The following is a 19326-nucleotide window of genomic DNA, read 5'->3' as shown; positions in this document are numbered from 1 at the left end:
TGTAACAACGAAGTGGTGGATAACAATGAAAATAGAACTTTAGAAAATGAAGAGGGAAATGACATAAAAGTAGATGCAGAAGTTCAAAATGAAGACGTCCAAAATGAGGAAGTAGTCATAGACGAAACTGTTCTTTTAAAAAAACAACTAGAAAATCTAAGGTCGGAAAACTACAAGCTAGAAGAGGAAAACAAACTGAATTCCAATAAATTAAAAGCAGCAGAGGATAAGTACACTAATCTTTTCAATGAATATGATAACTATAGAAAAAGAACAGCTAAGGAAAAGGAAGGTATCTTTAATGATGCCTGTGAAAAAATCTTAAAGGAATTCTTGCCTGTTATGGATAACCTAGAAAGAGCGTCTACAGCTAGTGGAAATCTTGATTCCTTAAAAGAGGGCGTCGAAATGATAATGAAATCTTTTAAGGATGCATTGGAGAAACTAGAGGTAGAGGAGATCTCCACAGATGGAGAGTTTGATCCTAATGTGCACAATGCGGTTATGCATATTGACGATGAGTCTTTTGGCAAGAATCAAGTGGCTCAAGTTTTTCAAAAGGGCTACAAAAGAGGCGAAAAAGTGATAAGACATAGTATGGTTCAAGTTGCCAACTAAAAAGACAACTTTAAAATATAAATGTATAATAAAAATTAAATTTCAAATAATTTGGATATGATAAAACTGGAGGTAAATAATTATGGCTAAGATAATAGGTATTGATTTAGGTACAACAAATTCATGTGTTTCAGTTATGGAAGGTGGAGATCCAGTAGTAATTCCAAACGCTGAGGGAGCTAGAACTACTCCATCAGTTGTATCATTCCAAGCTGATGGTTCAAGACTTGTAGGTCAGGTTGCAAAAAGACAGGCAATTACAAACCCAGATAAGACTATAATGTCTATTAAAAGAGAAATGGGTACAGATCACAAGACAAAAATAGATGACAAAGAATATACACCACAGGAAATATCAGCAATGATACTTCAAAAATTAAAGGCTGATGCAGAAGCATACCTTGGAGAAACTGTAACAGAGGCAGTTATAACAGTGCCTGCATACTTTAATGACAGCCAAAGACAGGCAACTAAAGATGCTGGTAAGATTGCAGGATTAAATGTAAGAAGAATAATAAACGAACCAACAGCAGCTTCACTAGCGTATGGATTGGATAAGACAGAAAATAGTCACAAAATACTTGTATACGACTTAGGTGGAGGTACTTTCGACGTATCTATTCTTGAACTTGGAGATGGAGTATTTGAAGTTCTTGCAACTAATGGAGACACAAAATTAGGTGGAGATGACTTTGACGAGAAGCTTATAGATTTTATAGCAAAAGATTTCAAAAACCAGAATGGCATAGATCTTAAAAACGACAAGATGGCTCTTCAAAGATTGAAAGAAGCTGCAGAGAAGGCAAAAATTGAGTTGTCAGCTTCTAATCAGACTAACATCAACCTTCCATTTATTACGGCGGATGCAACAGGTCCTAAGCATATAGATATGAACATTACAAGAGCTCAGTTTAACAGCTTAACAGCAGATCTTGTGGCTAGAACTATAGAGCCAATTAAAAAAGCCTTAAACGATGCTAACTTAAGTTTAAGTGATATAGATAAGGTTATACTTGTTGGTGGTTCTACAAGAATACCAGCAGTACAGGAAGAAATTAAGAAATTTACTGGAAAAGAACCTTCAAAGGGTGTAAACCCAGATGAATGTGTTGCAGCAGGAGCAGCAATACAGGCTGGTGTGTTGACAGGAGAAGTTAAGGATATATTACTTCTTGATGTTACACCACTTACTTTAGGTATTGAAACTTTAGGTGGAGTAGCTACACCACTTATAGAGAGAAATACAACTATACCAGCTAAAAAGAGTCAGATATTCTCAACAGCAGCAGACGGACAGACATCAGTTGAAATCAATATCGTTCAAGGTGAAAGACAAATGGCTGCAGATAACAAATCCCTTGGAAGATTCACACTTTCAGGAATAGCTCCAGCTCCAAGAGGAATTCCTCAAATAGAAGTTACATTTGACATAGATGCTAATGGTATTGTAAACGTATCAGCTAAAGACAAGGGAACTGGAAAAGAGGCTAACATCACAATCACAGCTTCAACAAATCTTTCAGATGACGAAATAAATAAGGCAGTTGAAGAAGCTAAGAAGTTTGAAGAAGAAGATAAGAAGAGAAAAGAATCAATAGATGTAAAGAACAACGCAGATCAGATATCTTACCAAACTGAAAATGCTTTAAAAGAATTAGGTGATAAGGTTTCAGCAGAAGATAAAGCAAAAGTTGAAGCAAAACTTCAGGCATTAAAAGATGTTAAAGATGGTGAAGATCTAGAAGCTATAAAGAAAGCAACTGAAGAATTGACCCAGGAATTCTACGCAATTTCTTCAAAGATGTATCAAGCAGCTAACCCTCAGGGAGAAAATCCAGGAGCAGGTGAAACACAGCAAGGACCAGATATGAATGGAAACAATGCACCTCATGATGATAATGTAGTAGATGCTGACTTTGAAGTAAAAGATAAATAATTGCATTAAAATAATGTGAGGAAGGGTTACAGCCCTTCCTCAATTTGAGTAAAATACAATAATGCTATTGAGCTTATACAAATGATTTTGTTATAATAATATTCGGTTTATTAAAATATTTAGGTGGTGAAAGTAAGCATGTCAAAAGATTATTATGAAGTTCTTGGTATAGATAAAAGTGCTTCTGAGGCTGATATTAAAAAGGCATTTAAAAAGCTAGCCATAAAGTATCATCCCGATAAAAATCCTGGAGATAAAGAAGCTGAAGAAAAATTCAAAGAGATAAATGAAGCTTATCAAGTTTTATCTGACCCAGATAAAAAATCCAAGTATGATCAATTTGGTACTACTGATTTTGGAGCTGGTGGGTTCCAAGGTGGATTTAATGGTGGTGGTTTCGATTTTTCTGATCTTGGGGACATTTTTGGCGATATTTTCGGCGGTGGTTTCGGAGGCTTTGGTGGTGGCGGCAGAAGCAATCCTAACGCACCCAGAAGAGGCGCGGATATGGAAACAAGTATAAATTTGACCTTCGAGGAAGCAGTATTTGGATGTGAAAAAGAAGTCACTATAAACAGAAACGAAAAATGTGATACTTGTGGTGGCACTGGGGCTAAGCCAGGCACATCTAAAAAAACCTGCGATAAATGTAATGGTAGCGGAACTATTACTATGCAGAGAAGAACACCTTTTGGGATGAGTACCGTTAGTACTACTTGTGACAAGTGCCATGGACAGGGTACAATCATCGACACTCCATGTAGTAGTTGCAGGGGTACCGGCAAGGTAAGAAAGACAAGAACTATAAACGTAAAAGTCCCAGCAGGGGTAGACAATGGCAATGTAATACCACTTAGAGGTCAAGGTGAGCCAGGAACTAATGGTGGCCCATCTGGAGATTTATATATTTCTCTTAGGGTAGGAAAGCACAAAACCTTTGAAAGACGTGGGAATGATATTTACATTGAAGATCACATATCTGTGGGTAAGGCTATTTTAGGCTTTGAATCAAAGGTTCCAACCGTAGACGGGGACGTCTCTTATAAAATACCTGAAGGAACTCAAAGTGGTACAGTATTTAGACTTAGAGGTAAAGGTGTTCCAAGGGTGAACAGTGCAGGAAGAGGAGATCAATTTGTAAAAGTCGTTGTAGATATTCCTAAGAAACTAAATGAGAAACAGAGAGAAGCTATAATGAGCTTTATGGAGGCTTCTGGAGAACTATCTGAGAGCGAAGAAAACAAAGTAGATCAGACCAAGGGTTTAAAGAAGAAAAAAATCTTTGGAAAATAAATTTATAAAAAATACGATGTTTAATAATATCGTATTTTTTTTGTCAAAATACACTTGACACAGAAGTGTATTAATCATATAATACATACATAGGGTGTGTTAATGAATTAATACACACATACATGGAGGTGTAAAAATGATTGAGGTTAAAAATGCAGTGAAAAAATACAGAAAAGTAAGGGCCATGGATGATTTAAGCTTTTGTGTAAATGAGGGAAAAATAACTGCTCTCCTTGGGTTAAATGGTGCTGGTAAATCGACTACTATGAAGGCTATTATGGGACTTATAAAATTGGATTCTGGTGAAATCCTTATCGATGGTGAGAAGTTTTCTTCTAAAATTCTTCAGAAGGTATCTTTAATCCCCGATGTTCCTGTTCACTATCCTAATATGACCATAAAAGAGATGTTTGCTTATATGGAAGTGTTTTATGACAACTGGAGCATGGAAAAAGCATACGAAATGCTGAAGGTATTTAAACTTACAGAGGATAAGAAGATATCTGAGTTATCAAAGGGTAATGTGGCAAGGGTAAAGCTTATTGTGGGTTTTGCACAGTGTCCTAAATACCTTTTAATGGATGAGCCCTTTTCAGGAATAGACATATTTACAAGGGAAGACTTTATAAAAACCATGATAAATTACATGAATGAGGATACCACAATCCTACTGACAACTCACGAAATAAAGGAAATAGAAAATTTGGCCGATGAGGTTATCTTGGTGGAGGAAGGAAAAGTTATAAGTCAGTTCAATGTGGAGGATGTAAGATCTGAACAGGGATTATCCATGGTGGACAAGATAAGGGAGGTATACAAAGGTGAAGAGTAATTCAAAAAACAAGTTTCTGTATTTATTCAACAATGAGTTTTCTAGAAGTTTTAAAATGATGATAAGTTTTTTATCTTTATTTATTGCAGGGCATTTATTTATTGTTTTAAAAGAAATATTTAGAGCAAAGGGTACTATTACAAAATATATTGCAGAAGGTGGAAATTTAGAAGCATTTATAAGCGAAAGAGGACAGTATACTTTATCAAAAATAATAAACGATGTTTCTGGCTATATTATAATGTGGATTGCGGTTGGAATGATGGCTGTCTTAATATTTTCAGCTATTATATGGCTTAGAGAATGGTATGGTAACAACAGAACAGTGTACACCATGATGACTACACCTATAAACAGGCATTATATTATCCTATCAAAATTTTGCAATGTGTTCTTGATTGGGTGTATATATTTATCAACACAGATAATATGTTTTTTTATAGACAATGCCTTTATGAAACTTATATTGGGAAAAGAAGTTCTTATATCACAGAATGTAATGACTGGTATTTTTGAAAGTGTTGCAAGTATAGTTCTTCCAGGTGACATTATATTATTTACCATGTATTTCTTGGCAATGGTATTAATTGTAGCAATTATATTTAACGGTGTTATGTTACAAAGGAGCTATGGTATAAAGGGCATAATCATTAGTGTCCTTACTATAATAGCAATAGTATGTGCTTATATAATTATACCTAATGTTTTCATGATGTTTGTACATGAAAGAATGTTTTATATTTCTGTTTTGTCATTGATTTTGATTGTAGGAAATTATTTTAGTTGTTACTGGTTATTAAAAAATAAAGTACATGTATAAAGGATGTGATTATTATGAAGAAAATCGTTGCAATGATAATGGTTGCTGTATCTGTAATTACTTTAGGATATTATACAACTTCTATGGTTTCAGCAAATCAATCAGAAATGGAGTTTAAAGATATTTCTGGCGATAGAAACGTGCTAAAAGAAGATGAAATAATATTATCATCTTTGAGCACATACACAGCATACGAGCAGACCATAGGAAAACAGGGTAGCAGTGTGAAAAGATCTTATTTAGAGGCTGTGGGACTTGGAGTTACAAAAGAGGAGTTTAAGAAAAATAAATCTTTCTACAGAGGATTTAACTGGTTGGAAAATCCTATATATGAGGATGATCAATACAAAATGTTGATTAGCTCAAATACTCAATACACTGGTTCAGCAGATAGTGTAATCAACAATATCAATATATCTTATAAAGATAAATCTGTGGGAAAAGTTAATCGTTTAAAGCTTAAGGCGCCTGTGAAAGTAAATGGATTGAATCCAATGGCTATTAGAAATGTGGGTGGAAAAATAAACTATGTTTATTTTGGTAACTCAAGTAAAGAGGATAGTAAAACAGTCATTGTGTCTACAACTATTGATTTAAAGGCTGGAACTATAAAGAAAGATAAGGTTATAGATGTTGAAGCAATTTTTGGCAAAAAAAATATTAGTATTAGGGTATTGACTTGTACAGATAAGAATATTTATATTTTATGCAGAAGTTATGGCAAAGATGAAGAGCATAGTATTGGTATGTATGCTGTTGATTTCAAAGACTATAAGTTAAGACAGATTAATGCCAATATTGAGGACATAGATGTAGAAACTATAGAAAAAGTTAATGGAGAAGTTTTATTTATTGACATAAAAGATGGGAAAATGATTATAAATAAATTTAATGAGTCTACGGAAACTGTGGATAAATACAAGGAAATACACCTTCCAAAAGAGTATTTACAAAAATCTCAACAAGGTGAATTCATGGAAATTAAGCCGGGGAATTACATTGAATTTATAAGTATAAAAGACAATAAACTGTATATTACAGCTACTAAAGGAAAAGAAAATGAAAAATTTATAGATGTTTTGGATGCTAATAATGGGAATGAATTATATAAGTGTTCTGTAGCACCTTATGTAGGAGCTATAAGAGTTGAGTAATTTTAAAGGAGTTGCTTTAGAATGAATATTGAATTTAATAGTAGAGAACCCTTATATGTACAGATTATTTCTCACATAAAAAAGGAAGTAATATGTGGAAACTTGAATTATGGAGATGTCATTCCATCTAGAAGAGAATTAGCAGAGGAACTTGAAGTTAACCCTAATACGGTACAGAGGGCATATAAGGAAATGGAGAGTCTTAATATGATAAAAACTGAAAGAAATTCACTAAGTACTATAGCCATTGACGAAGAATATATGAAGATCATAAAAAGGGAGTATATAGAAGAGAATTTTAAGTTATTTAGAGATAGCATGAAGGCTATAAAGGTTCCCAAGGAAGAGCTTATAGAACTAATAAAAATGGAATATTAAGAGTAAAAACTGCAGGTTATATTTTGCCCTGCGGTTTTTTTGTGGTGAATGTATATGAAGTCTGTTATAATAAAATAGAATTATAGATAAACTATAAATACATTGTATGTAATGGAGGAGAATATAGATGAATGGTATTTGGAATGAAGTAAGGGTTATAACAAAAAGCGAGGCTGTAGAGCCTGTTTCGGGTATATTTTATGGACTTAACTGTGAAGGCGTTGCCATAGAGGATCCCAACGATATTTTAACTAGAAAGCAGGGGCCTTTAACTTGGGATTTTGCAGATTTAAATATATTTGAGTACAAGGGAAATGCCGCCGTGGTTAAGGGGTATTTTGACAAAGATGAAGATATGGCTAAAATAGTAAGGTACATAGAGGAAAAAGTTGCGGATTTAAAAGACATGGGCATTGATGTGGGTGAAGGAAAGGTCCTTGACAAAGAAATCTACGAGCAGGATTGGGCGAATAATTGGAAAAAATATTATAAACCAACAAAGATAAGCGAAAAAATTGTTGTGAAACCTACTTGGGAAGACTATAAGGTATCTGAGGGAGAAATAGTCGTTGAACTAGATCCAGGCATGGCTTTTGGAACTGGTACACATGAAACCACTAGAATGTGCGTAAAGGCTCTAGAGGAACATGTAAAAGCAGAAAGCACAGTTTTTGATATAGGTACAGGTTCCGGTATATTGGCCATTGCAGCCAGTGTTCTTGGGGCAAAGGAAGTAGTGGCTGTAGATTTAGACCCAGTGGCTGTGGATGCTGCTAAGGAGAATGTAGGTATTAATAAGGCACAAAATATCACTGTGTTAGAAGGAAATCTTATGGATGTGGTAGAAGGGAAGGCTGACATAATAGTGGCAAATATAATTGCGGATATTATAAAGTTTGTTTGCGCTGATGTTAAAAACTTCTTAAAGCCTGAAGGAAAATTCATATGTTCTGGAATAATTTTAGACAGACGACAAGATGTTGAGGAAAAGCTAAGAGAAGTTGGCTACAAAATTGCTGAAGTAAAAAATGAAGGCGAATGGGTCTGCATAGTTTGTCAATTATAAATATAAGGTGGTTTTTATAGATGCATAAATTTTTTGTGTCCATGGAAAATATAAATGGAAAAACAGTTGTTATTGAAGGTGACGATGTAAAGCATATATACAAAGTTTTGAGACTTACAGAGGGTGACAAGGTCACTGTTAACAATCTACAGGGAAAAGAATATATATGTGCCATAGACAGTATTACTAAACAACAGGTAGAACTCACGATTTTAGAAGAGGATAATTGTAGCAAAGAGAGTCCAATTTATATTAGTCTTTTTCAAGGCTTGCCAAAGAGTTCAAAGATGGATCTCATTGTGCAGAAAAATACAGAACTAGGCGTTTCAGATATAACTCCTATTATTACCAAAAGGGTTGTGGTAAAGACTGAACTAAAGGAATTTAAAAAGCTAGATAGGTGGAATAGAATTGCCTTAGAATCCAGTAAACAGTGCAAGAGAAGCATTATACCTACTATAAATGAACCTATGGAATTTCAAGAGCTTTTAATTAAACTGAAGGAATATGATCTTGTCCTTGTACCTTATGAGGATGAAGATGAACAAGGGTTCAAAGCTGTGGTGAAGGAAATAGGCAATAAAAAAATAGAAAGTGCTGCCATTATAATTGGACCAGAGGGTGGTTTTGAAGCTGAGGAAATTCATCAATTAAAGGAAATAGGGGCTTATATCATCACTCTTGGACCACGTATACTAAGAACTGAAACTGCTGGATTTACGGCGGTATCTCTAGTATGCTACGAATTAGGGGACTTAGGTGGGCAAATATGATAGTAGTTTTCCGATTGAAACGCTATAGATTAATTTAGGAGAGAAAAAATGACAAATAATAATTTAGAAGAAAGCCTTAAAAGGCATATTCCTAAAAAGCGAATGGCTATATGCACCCTAGGCTGTAGAGTAAATTTTTATGAATCTGAGGCTATGACAGAAAAATTTATAAAAGAAGGATATTCTTTAGTGGATTTTCAACAAGTGGCAGATGTTTATGTTATCAATACTTGTTCTGTCACTAATATAGGTGATAAAAAGTCAAGGCAGATGATAAGTAGGGCGAGAAGGCTAAATCCGGAGGCTGTAATTGCTGTAGTTGGTTGCTATGCTCAGATATCGCCTAAGGAAGTTAGCTTAATTGAAGGCGTAGATGTGGTACTTGGAACTAGAAACAAAAGCGAAATCGTATACTGGGTAAATAGATTTAACGAAGAGGGAAAGCAAATCATAAAAGTAAGTGATGTTTTGCAAAATAAACACTTTGAAGAACTTAACATAGAAGAATATCAAGACAAAACAAGAGCCTTTTTAAAGATACAAGATGGTTGTAATAGGTTCTGCTCTTATTGTCTTATACCCTATGCAAGGGGAGCTGTGTGTTCAAAAGAACCAGAAAAAATTATAGAAGAGTGCAAAAAACTTGCACAGCATGGTTTTAAAGAAGTTATATTATCAGGTATACATATAGCATCCTATGGTGTAGATTTAAAAGACGGGGTGGATCTTGTTACGGTGATAGAAGAGATTAATAGCCTGGACGGTATAGAAAGAATTAGGATTGGCTCTGTGGAGCCGAGCTTTTTCACTGAGGATAACATAAAGAGATTGTGCAAGTGCCAAAAACTTTGTCCTCATTTCCATCTTTCACTTCAAAGTGGGTGCGATGAAACACTGAAGCGAATGAATAGGAGATACACCACAGAAGAATATGCTAGTACTGTAAATAAGCTAAGGCAGTACATTGAGGATGTTTCTGTTACCACTGATGTAATTGTGGGATTCCCTGGAGAAAGCCAAGAAGAATTCGAAAAAACCTATGAATTCCTTAAAAAACTGGAGCTTACAAAAACCCATGTATTTAAATACAGTATAAGAAAAGGAACCAAAGCAGCCCTTATGGAAAATCAAGTTGAGAGTTCCATAAAAGATGAGAGAAGTAATAAACTTATAGCTTTAAATCTAATAAATGAAAAAAAATACATGGAAAAATATTTAAATAAGGAATTGCCAGTGCTTTTTGAAGAAAAAATAAAGGAAAAAGAAAATATTTATGAAGGCTACACTCCAAACTACATAAGGGTTTTAGCTGCAAGCCATGAAAATATTAAAGGAAAAATTTTAAAAGTTTTGTTAAAGGATATACAAAGTGAATACATGTATGGTAAAATGATATAGCAGAATAAATGTACATTATTTTGAACTGTATTTATAAGGAGGTGAAATAGTATGGAGAATTGTATCTTTTGTAAAATACTTAAGAATGAGATACCTTCTGAAAAGGTTTATGAAGACGATAAGGTGTATGCGTTTAAGGACATAAACCCTGAGGCTCCTATTCATATACTTATAATTCCTAAAGTTCATATTGCCACTTTAAATGATGTGAATGTGGACAATGTCCATTTGATTTCTCACATTTATCTTGTAGCTAAGGACATAACAAAAAAATTTGGTATAGACAAAACTGGCTACAGAGTTATAAGCAATTGTGGGGAAAACGCAGGACAGACGGTATTTCATGTTCACTTCCACTTACTGGGTGGAGAAAAACTTGCTACAACATTAAATTAGCTTTGCTATATGTATTGACATAGATGTGAAGGCTGTTGTATAATGTATGATGTGCTGTTTTAGTCCCACTATAAAGTGTTTGCACAGCAAATTAAAAACCGCAAGCGGAGGGAGGGATATAGATGTCAGAAATTAAAGTAAGAGATAACGAGACTTTAGAAAGTGCTCTTAAAAGATTTAAAAGGGAATGCGCAAAGTCTGGCGTTCTTGCCGAAGTAAGAAAGAGAGAACACTATGAAAAACCAAGTGTTAAGAGAAAGAAAAAATCAGAAGCTGCCAAGAGAAGAAAGAAAAAATAGATTTGAAAGAGGGTAAGTTTTAATGTCCTTGAGGGAAACATTACAGAATGATTGGAAAGCGGCTGTAAAGAACAGAGACAAGTTGAAAGCTAGTGTGTTAAGCATGGCTAGATCGGCTGTACTGCTTTATGAAAAAAGTGGAGCTTCCAAGGAAGCTACTGATGATGTAGTTCTTGAGATTATTGCAAAAGAAATTAAACAGAGACGTGAAACTATTGAAGAATTCAAAAACGCCAATAGAACTGAACTGGTTAAGGAAACTCAGGATGAGATTGAAATATTATTAAATTACCTTCCTCAGCAGTTAACAGAAGTTGAAATAAAAGAACTTATTGCTAGAGTAGCTAGCGAAGTGGGAGCAAATAGTATAAAAGATATGGGAAAATTGATGTCCGCTGTGGTACCTAAAACAAAGGGACGCGCAGATGGAAAATTGGTAAGTACCTTGGTAAAAGATTTTTTAAACAAGTAAAACCCAAGCTTAGAGATATATCTCTAAGCTTTTTATATGCCATTAAACCTATCTTTTCACTATAATAACATAAAATAACTTTGAAAATCATAAATTGTTATGAATATAATTTATTTTTAAGTTGAAATTCTAATAATTATGGGGAAGGAGTTTATTATGAAGAGAAAAGATAGTAAAAACAATGTGGTGGAAATGACTGTAAATATTATAAGAGAAAACATTCCCAATATAACAATTCAAGGAGACAATGAGATATCTATAGAAAATCATCAAGGGGTTGAACTGTTTCAAGACAATAAAATAGTGGTAAAGACCGTCATAGGAAATATTATTGTGGAGGGCAATGAATTTGAAATTATATATTTAAGCTCTAATGCCGTTATTATTAAAGGTAAGTTGCGAGTAGTCACAGTGGAAAGAAGTGATTATCATGAGTAGAAGTACCCTTAGAATAAAATTGTCTTGTGTTGATATGGAAGAGCTTATGAAAAAAATAAATGAATCTGAAATAATCATGATGGATATAAAAAAGGAATCTGTAGTGGATTACATACTTACAATTTACGAAAAAGATTATGAAAGTTTTTCAGAGCTAGCTTCTAGGTACAATGCTACTATTATATCTATAAAGGAAAATGAATTTTACAGGATGAAAAAAAACGTGTTGAAAAGAAAATCTTTTTTTATAGGAATTGTTTTGTTTATTTTATTTATATATGCTTTGTCCACGAGGATATGGGCAATAAATATAAAAACGGATCAGTTTGTATCACCCTACGAGATAAGAACATACATCACCAATCTGGGAATAAAAGAGGGCATAAGCAAAAAGAAAATTGATGTGTTTGAATTGGAGAAAAAAATCCCGGATGTCAACGGTAATGTGGTGTGGGTTAGAGCTAGAATACGAGGGACGGAGTTAGAAATAACTGTATCTGAGAGGCAAAACCCTCCTAACATCGTAAAAGATGAGACTCCTTGTGATCTGCTGGCAAAAAAAGACGGTATAGTAAAGAGAATCTACACTCTGTCAGGTACTGCCATGGTAAAAGAGGGAGACCTGGTTAAAAAAGGAGATGTGCTTATAAAGGGACAGCAGGGAAATGAAGAAAGTCTTTATGATGTAAAGGCAGAAGGCAGTGTTATTGCTACAACTTTTTTTGAGAGCATAGAAGATTTTGAAATCCCTAAGTATAAAAGGGTGAGAACGGGCAATAATTTTAGTAATAAATATATTAATGTGGGGAAAAAGAAGATTTACCTTAAAAATAGATTAAACAAATACGATAAATATGATAAAATAGAAGATAATAGTTCCTTTGTGAAAATAGAAACATATTATGAGGTGAAAGAAATTGAATACACTAAAGAAGAAAGGGAAAAAATCTTAGATGATAGATTAAATAAGATGTATTCCGATATTGTAATCAATTTTCAACACGAAATTAAGATTTTAAACCGACTTTTACAGCATGACGAGTTGGGGGAATCTTTTAGGTTGCGTGTACTTATAACAACTGAAGAAGATTTAATTGAAAAGGTGGGGTAAAGGTGAAAAAAAAGAAAAGCATTTTTGATAAGTTCTCGATAAACAAAAAGATGATATTTAAGAAAGGTATGATATACCTTGTAAGTTCCATATTTATTTATGCTATTCTCATTAATTCTGTTCTACCAGAGAAATATTCTCTTTTTGAAGGTCAAATTGCAAAAGAAAATATTAAATCACCTAGGGATGTAGAAGACGAATTGAGGACATACGAAAAGAAAAAAGAAGTCTTTGATAAGATTGACATACAATTGACCTTCGACGGTAAAACAAAGGATTTAGTAAGCGACAATATGGAGTCTTTTTTCGACTATTTGGGTGAGCAAAGGGAAAATGTTAAGGGCTATGAAGCTGATTTAGTTAATGATAGCAGTGTAAATGCAAAGGCTAATTATGAGGCGAATTTTCAAGGTGCTATAAACAACATGAAGGAGAAATCGGGGATACTCCTAACTGATGAAGAATATAAAATCCTTTTAAAAATGGATGAAAGCAATATAAGAAATATGAAGCAAACTCTTAGCGTAGCCATGTCGAAAATATACAAGGATACTAAGCTAGAAGTTAAAATCCCTACAGATTTAAAAGATACTTTAAATAACATGCAACTTTATGATGACAATCAAGCATTAAATAAAAAAGTAAAAGAACTTATAGAAGCACATAAGAACAATATGGAGATGGATGAACAAGTTAAAAATGACAAACTCAAGGACTTAGAGGCTGAAATTTCAAAGAGCATAGTTGATAAAAATTTACTTAAGATTGCGGTAAATATCTGTTCAAAGGAATTAAGACCAAATACTTTTTATGACGCGGAAAAGACTGTAGCGCTAAAGTCCGCAGCTCTAGAGGGTGTAGAGCCAGTCATTACTAAAAAAGATCAGATTATAGTTAAAGAGGGGGAGCCTATAACTAGGTATGATATTTCCCTTTTAAGACAACTTAGCCTTTTGAAAGAAAAAAATAATTTTCAGTGGGTTATTTATTTGAGCTTAATAGCCATAATAATTATGGTGATGAGTATAAATGCATACTACCTCTACAAATACGAAAACAAGATTTTTAGATCTAACAAGCTGCTCATACTTGTAAATGCGGTAAATGTGTTTTCATTGTTGCTAGCAAAGCTAGCTTCACTTATAAACCCTTATCTCATCCCATTAGCTTTCGCACCTATGATACTTACCATGTTATTTAATTATAAAATGGCCATTATTCTCAGCATTTTAAATGGTGTTTTGATGAGTATAATAGTAAAAATGGATGTGACAGTATGTGTGCTAATTCTTCTAAATAGTGTAATAGCATCCTTGTTCCTTAGGAGGATGGATCAAAGAACTGATATTATTTATTCCTCTTTAATTATTTCTATTATAGGATCTCTTACCACTGTGGTATTTACAATTTTGCAGTTTAATAATGACATTAAATACATCATAACTGTTACCATGATGGAATTTGTGTCTTGTATAATCTCTGGCGTGCTTAGCATAGGGGTGCTGCCTATTTTCGAGACCATATTTGGAGTAGTTACCACGGTAAAACTCCTGGAGCTTATGAATCCTAACAACCCTCTTCTAAAAAAGCTTTTAATGGAAGCTCCAGGTACATATCACCATGCTGTGCTTGTAGCTAATTTGGCGGAGGTTGCTGCAGAAAATATTGGGGCCAACCCAATACTGACAAGAGCTGGGGCGTATTATCATGATGTGGGAAAGCTTAAAAGGCCAATTTTCTTTAAGGAAAATCAGATGGGGAGAAGCAACCCTCACGATAAAATAGGTCCAAAGCTAAGTGCTCTTATAATAACATCCCATACAAAGGATGGTTTAGACTTAGCAAAGGAGTATAAAATTCCTAAGTGTATTCAAGATATCATACAGCAACATCATGGCACTTCACTGGTAAAATATTTTTATATAACAGCAAAAAACAACAGTGAGAAACCTGAAGATGTTTTAGAATGTGATTACAGGTATGAAGGACCGAAACCTCAAAGCAGAGAAGCAGCTTTAGTTATGTTGGCAGACGGCTGTGAGGCTGCTGTAAGGTCAATACAGGAGCCAACAGAGGATAAAATAAAAACCATGGTAAACAATATTATAAAAGGTGTTGTTGAGGGTGAAAATCTAGATGAGTGTGATATTTCTTTTAAAGATTTGAGAGTTATAAGAGAATCTTTTCTAAAAGCATTAACTGGAATATACCACGAGAGGATTGAGTATCCAAAGCTTTCGTCCATGGAAGGCAAAAAACATTAAACATTTTCTGCAACATGTAAGAGAGGTGAAAACATGCTATTTATAGACGATAGACAAAATAATATAGAAATAGATGATACAATTTTAAAACTAATGGAGGACCTAATAGAGTATTCCTTAAAGGAAGAATGTGTGAATATAGATACTGAAATTAGTGTGATCTTTGTAGATGATGATGAAATAAAGGATATAAATAGACAGGAAAGAAAAAAGGATGTTGTAACAGATGTCCTTTCTTTTCCTATGTTATATTATAAAGAGCATACAGTTTACAAAGAAAATTACCCAAATAATAGCTTCCATATAACAGATTTAGATGATGGGAAATTGGTTCTTGGGGATATAGTTCTAAATTTGAAAAGAGCCATGGAGCAGAGTATAGAATTTGGACACTCCTTTAAAAGGGAAATGTGCTATCTTCTTATACACTCAGTACTTCATCTTTTAGGCTATGACCATATGGAGGAATGTGATAAAATTAAAATGAGACAGAGAGAAGAAGAAATTCTAAATAAGTTTGATGTAAAAAGGGAAATCTAGATACAATGATTGAGTTATAATTTTATAAGTGTAATTGAGGAGGAATTTTAATGGGAAGAAAAAAGCTTACAGAGAGTCTCAATTATGCCATTATGGGTATAGTGCAGTGCATTAAAAGAGAAAGAAATATGCAGATACATATCATAATAGCTGTTTTAGTTATAATATTTTCACTTATGACCAATGTAAGCAAATTGGAATTTATACTAGTTATATTTGCCATAAGCATGGTTTTTATAACTGAGATGATAAATACAGCCATGGAAAAAACTCTAGATGCCATTATTAATTACACTCATCCTTTGGTAAAGGTAGCAAAAGATATCTCAGCAGGTGCAGTGCTAATTGCTGCAATAAATGCTATGATTGTTGGATACATTGTGTTTTGGCAGAAAGTAAAGCCCTTTACTAGGACTATTATTGAAACTATAAAAAATAGCAATCCACACATAGTTTTTATGAGCTTGGTCATTGTGGTAGTTCTCACTATTATTATGAAACTTTATACTAAGGCTGGTACACCCCTAAAGGGTGGATTGCCCTCTGGACACAGCGCCATTGCCTTTTCCATTGCAACCATAATAGCATATTATGCCAGGGAGCTGTTTGTCATAGTTTTATGCTATGCCCTAGCGCTACTTGTGGCACAAAGCAGGGTGGATTCAGAAGTACATTCATTGCTAGAGGTGATTCTTGGCGCAGCCTTGGGAAGTCTTACTACCATGTTAATACTCTTATTAATCCGATAAATATAATTAAGTAAAATAAATAGAATTTAATAGTTAAGAGGTAATAAAAATGAAATATGATTTGTTGATTAAACAAGCTATAGATGCTAGGGAAAAAGCCTACGCACCATATTCTCAATTTAAGGTGGGGGCAGCTGTTCTAACAGAGGATAACAAGCTATATACAGGATGTAATATCGAAAATGCGTCCTATGGGGCGACTAATTGTGCTGAAAGAACTGCTATCTACAAAGCTGTATCTGAGGGACATTGCAAGATAAAAGCTCTTGCTGTGGTAGGAAATGAAAAGGAGTTTACTTACCCTTGTGGTATATGTAGACAGGTAATTCAAGAGTTTGCTACGGAAGATTTCCAAATAATCATTATAAAAAATAAAGATGAGTACATTGTCAAAACTCTTTTGGAGATTTTTCCACTAGCTTTCGATAATTCATCTATGAAATAAAAGGAGAAATAATGTTTAAATCAGGATTTGTAACTATAATAGGAAGACCTAATGTGGGTAAATCAACTTTAACAAATTATATTATAGGAGAGAAATTTTCTATAGTATCTAGTAAACCGCAGACTACAAGAAATAATATTCAAACTATATTAAATGAGAAGGACAGTCAAATAGTATTTGTGGATACACCGGGGCTTCACAAGCCACGCCATAAATTGGGCGAATACATGGTTAAAATAGCCATAGATGCAATTGGTGAGGTAGACGTGGTGCTTTTTATCACTACGGCAGAGGGCGAAATCAATGCTATGGATAGACATATTCTCGAGCAATTAAAAGAAGTAAATGTACCTAAATTTCTTTTAGTCAATAAGATCGATGAAGTTCAAGGGGAAATGGTGGCAAAGACTATAAAGGAATACTCAGAAAAATATGATTTTGATGAAATTATTCCTATAAGTGCATTGAAAGGCAAAAATGTAGACATAATATTGGATGAAATAAAGAAACGATTAAAAGAGGGTCCAAAATATTATCCAGATGATATGGTTACTGACAAGCAAGAAAGATTTATTGTAATGGAAATCATTCGTGAAAAAGCATTGAGACTTTTAGATAAGGAAGTTCCTCATGGAACTGCTGTAGAAATCATGTCCATGAAGCAGAATGACAAGGGAATATACCACATTGAGGCCACTATGTTCTGTGAGAAGGCATCACATAAAGGAATTATAATAGGCAAAAATGGAAGCACCTTAAAAAAGATATCTCAGTATGCTAGGGAAGATATTGAAAAACTTTTAGGCGAAAAAGTGTATCTTAGAATATTTGTTAAGGTAAAGGAAGATTGGAGAGATAATAATACGCTTTTAAAGGAACTTGGATATAAGGTCTAATTGTTAAATGGGGTGATGATATTCTGAATCTAACAACTACTAGGGCTGTAATTATAAAGGCCGTGGATTACAGAGAATATGATAAGTTGGTTACTTTGTATACGGAAAAATTGGGAAAGATAAATGCTATAGCAAAGGGTGCAAAAAGAAAAAACAGCAAGTTTACTTCTACTACATCATCTTTTTGTTATGGTGAGTACGTGCTGTATAAGGGAAAGGGAATGTATCTATTAAACGAGGCCAGCACAATAAATTCTTTCCAAGATTTTTTAAATGCTCTTTCAACCATTGCCTATGGTTCCTATTTGAATGAGTTAATAGACATAGGTGTAGTAGAAGGAGAACCGGAATACGGACTTTTTAAAGATCTTGTTACATCATACTATTTTATATCAAATAATGCAGTTGACAAAGATTTGCTCATGAGGGCCTTTGAAATTAAATTTCTAAGTTATATTGGGTATGGACTTAATTTTGGCAGTTGCGTTAGTTGTGGAAAAGAAATAAAGACATCAAATTTTCTAGATTTAAATAGCAATGGTTTTTTGTGTAGCAATTGTACATCATCTTGGAGTGTAAAAATATCTAATTCAGCATATAATATAATGAGATACATTGTAGGAACAGAATTAAAGAATATTTACAAACTCAATGTAAATGAAGAATCAAAGGCACAGCTACATAAACTAATGAAGGAAATGGTAAGGCACTGTATAGGTAAGAATCCAAAAAGTTTGGATATTTTAAAAATATAAATTATATGAGGAGTGATACCATGGAAAATGATAAAATTACACTGGAGAAAATCGATATTATAAGACAGCGTACAGGAGTAACATATTCTGAAGCAAAACAGGCCTTGGAATTTAATGATGGCAACGTTGTAGAAACATTAGTTTATCTTGAAACACAGATAACAAATGCGTATAAAGAAAAGACCGAGGAATTTATATCTTCAAGTGAGGAATTCAAAAAATGGTTGATTAATCTTATTCAAAAAGGAAATGTTACAAGAGTTAGAATTAAAAAAGATGAAAAAGTGTTGATGGATATGCCTGTCAATGTAGGTATAGTTGCTGGTATGGTGGCATTGGCTTTACCTATATATGTGCTGGGTATAGGAGTGGCTGCTGCTGTGGCTACTAAAGTAACAGTGGAGCTTACTGAAAAAGATGGCAATGTAAGAGTTGTAAATGCCATTATAAAGGAAAAAGCAAAAGATGTGTCCAATAAAGTAAATGATGTGTCTTCCACTGTAAAGGATATTGTAAATGAAAAGATAACTGAAATCAAAAAGAAAAGTTGTAGCCAAGATGATAAAAACTCAGATGCAAGTATATATTCCTATACTGTAAACTTTGAGGATAAAGAGGAACCAAAGGAAGAACCAAAAGAAGAGCCAAAAGAGGAAGAATCTAAATAAGCAGCATTATTATCTATAGAGGGAT

The 19326-nt window shown here is 33.7% G+C and carries 22 protein-coding genes; all 22 read left to right on the top strand.

What is annotated here, in order from left to right; genetic code table 11:
• Positions 1 to 12: 12 nt before the first annotated feature.
• The 22 genes from grpE to BUA73_RS00845 all read left to right on the top strand — a co-directional run bounded on the left by grpE (position 13) and on the right by BUA73_RS00845 (position 19301).
• Positions 13 to 618 (top strand): nucleotide exchange factor GrpE, encoded by a 606-nt coding sequence (gene grpE / locus BUA73_RS00950; protein ID WP_072901537.1) that lies wholly within the window; start codon positions 13 to 15, stop codon positions 616 to 618.
• 82 nt (positions 619 to 700) lie between these two features.
• On the top strand, positions 701 to 2554 hold the full coding sequence (dnaK, locus tag BUA73_RS00945; protein WP_072901293.1) for a molecular chaperone DnaK: 1854 nt from the start codon (positions 701 to 703) through the stop codon (positions 2552 to 2554).
• A gap of 138 nt (positions 2555 to 2692) precedes the next feature.
• The gene (dnaJ, locus tag BUA73_RS00940) at positions 2693 to 3847 is read left to right on the top strand and encodes a molecular chaperone DnaJ (protein WP_072901290.1); all 1155 of its coding nucleotides are present in this window, start codon (positions 2693 to 2695) and stop codon (positions 3845 to 3847) included.
• A gap of 136 nt (positions 3848 to 3983) precedes the next feature.
• Positions 3984 to 4679, top strand: coding sequence for an ABC transporter ATP-binding protein (locus tag BUA73_RS00935; RefSeq protein WP_072901288.1), 696 nt, complete (start codon positions 3984 to 3986; stop codon positions 4677 to 4679).
• A complete protein-coding gene (locus tag BUA73_RS00930) occupies positions 4669 to 5499 on the top strand; it encodes a hypothetical protein (protein WP_072901286.1) in 831 nt (276 codons plus the stop codon). The genes BUA73_RS00935 and BUA73_RS00930 overlap by 11 nt, the downstream gene beginning before the upstream one ends.
• Positions 5500 to 5513: 14 nt before the next feature.
• Complete coding sequence (locus tag BUA73_RS00925; RefSeq protein ID WP_072901284.1) at positions 5514 to 6653, top strand: hypothetical protein; 1140 nt, start codon at positions 5514 to 5516, stop codon at positions 6651 to 6653.
• A 21-nt stretch (positions 6654 to 6674) separates the two neighbouring features.
• Positions 6675 to 7031 (top strand): GntR family transcriptional regulator, encoded by a 357-nt coding sequence (locus tag BUA73_RS00920; protein WP_072901282.1) that lies wholly within the window; start codon positions 6675 to 6677, stop codon positions 7029 to 7031.
• 127 nt (positions 7032 to 7158) lie between these two features.
• Positions 7159 to 8097 (top strand): 50S ribosomal protein L11 methyltransferase, encoded by a 939-nt coding sequence (gene prmA, locus BUA73_RS00915; protein WP_072901280.1) that lies wholly within the window; start codon positions 7159 to 7161, stop codon positions 8095 to 8097.
• Positions 8098 to 8117: 20 nt separating this feature from the next.
• A complete protein-coding gene (locus BUA73_RS00910; RefSeq protein ID WP_072901278.1) occupies positions 8118 to 8870 on the top strand; it encodes a 16S rRNA (uracil(1498)-N(3))-methyltransferase in 753 nt (250 codons plus the stop codon).
• A gap of 48 nt (positions 8871 to 8918) precedes the next feature.
• The gene (gene mtaB, locus BUA73_RS00905) at positions 8919 to 10268 is read left to right on the top strand and encodes a tRNA (N(6)-L-threonylcarbamoyladenosine(37)-C(2))-methylthiotransferase MtaB (protein WP_072901276.1); all 1350 of its coding nucleotides are present in this window, start codon (positions 8919 to 8921) and stop codon (positions 10266 to 10268) included.
• A 51-nt stretch (positions 10269 to 10319) separates the two neighbouring features.
• Complete coding sequence (locus BUA73_RS00900; RefSeq protein ID WP_072901274.1) at positions 10320 to 10664, top strand: histidine triad nucleotide-binding protein; 345 nt, start codon at positions 10320 to 10322, stop codon at positions 10662 to 10664.
• Between the two features lie 122 nt (positions 10665 to 10786).
• Positions 10787 to 10963, top strand: coding sequence for a 30S ribosomal protein S21 (gene rpsU, locus BUA73_RS00895; RefSeq protein ID WP_072901271.1), 177 nt, complete (start codon positions 10787 to 10789; stop codon positions 10961 to 10963).
• A 22-nt stretch (positions 10964 to 10985) separates the two neighbouring features.
• Positions 10986 to 11435 carry a GatB/YqeY domain-containing protein gene (locus tag BUA73_RS00890; RefSeq protein ID WP_072901269.1) on the top strand — a complete coding sequence of 150 codons (450 nt, stop codon included), beginning with the start codon at positions 10986 to 10988 and terminating at the stop codon, positions 11433 to 11435.
• A 156-nt stretch (positions 11436 to 11591) separates the two neighbouring features.
• Complete coding sequence (locus tag BUA73_RS00885; protein ID WP_072901266.1) at positions 11592 to 11873, top strand: YabP/YqfC family sporulation protein; 282 nt, start codon at positions 11592 to 11594, stop codon at positions 11871 to 11873.
• Complete coding sequence (gene yqfD / locus BUA73_RS00880; RefSeq protein WP_072901264.1) at positions 11866 to 12984, top strand: sporulation protein YqfD; 1119 nt, start codon at positions 11866 to 11868, stop codon at positions 12982 to 12984. Before BUA73_RS00885 ends, yqfD begins: the two co-directional genes overlap by 8 nt.
• Before the next feature lie 2 nt (positions 12985 to 12986).
• Positions 12987 to 15248 carry an HD family phosphohydrolase gene (locus tag BUA73_RS00875; RefSeq protein ID WP_084671881.1) on the top strand — a complete coding sequence of 754 codons (2262 nt, stop codon included), beginning with the start codon at positions 12987 to 12989 and terminating at the stop codon, positions 15246 to 15248.
• A 33-nt stretch (positions 15249 to 15281) separates the two neighbouring features.
• On the top strand, positions 15282 to 15788 hold the full coding sequence (gene ybeY / locus BUA73_RS00870; RefSeq protein WP_072901262.1) for an rRNA maturation RNase YbeY: 507 nt from the start codon (positions 15282 to 15284) through the stop codon (positions 15786 to 15788).
• 50 nt (positions 15789 to 15838) lie between these two features.
• Positions 15839 to 16537 carry a diacylglycerol kinase gene (locus BUA73_RS00865; RefSeq protein WP_072901260.1) on the top strand — a complete coding sequence of 233 codons (699 nt, stop codon included), beginning with the start codon at positions 15839 to 15841 and terminating at the stop codon, positions 16535 to 16537.
• A 49-nt stretch (positions 16538 to 16586) separates the two neighbouring features.
• Complete coding sequence (locus BUA73_RS00860) at positions 16587 to 16982, top strand: cytidine deaminase (RefSeq protein WP_072901258.1); 396 nt, start codon at positions 16587 to 16589, stop codon at positions 16980 to 16982.
• Between the two features lie 11 nt (positions 16983 to 16993).
• On the top strand, positions 16994 to 17878 hold the full coding sequence (gene era, locus BUA73_RS00855; protein WP_072901256.1) for a GTPase Era: 885 nt from the start codon (positions 16994 to 16996) through the stop codon (positions 17876 to 17878).
• A complete protein-coding gene (gene recO / locus BUA73_RS00850; protein WP_341465298.1) occupies positions 17878 to 18633 on the top strand; it encodes a DNA repair protein RecO in 756 nt (251 codons plus the stop codon). The genes era and recO overlap by 1 nt, the downstream gene beginning before the upstream one ends.
• A gap of 20 nt (positions 18634 to 18653) precedes the next feature.
• A complete protein-coding gene (locus tag BUA73_RS00845) occupies positions 18654 to 19301 on the top strand; it encodes a DUF4342 domain-containing protein (protein WP_072901251.1) in 648 nt (215 codons plus the stop codon).
• Positions 19302 to 19326: the final 25 nt, after the last annotated feature.

Origin of the sequence: Hathewaya proteolytica DSM 3090, from assembly GCF_900142225.1 — a bacterium.
In the GTDB taxonomy this organism is placed as follows: Bacteria; Bacillota; Clostridia; order Clostridiales; family Clostridiaceae; genus Hathewaya; species Hathewaya proteolytica.
The sequence above is the reverse complement of the archived record's forward strand: the minus strand, read 5'-3'. Positions and strand labels throughout refer to the sequence as shown.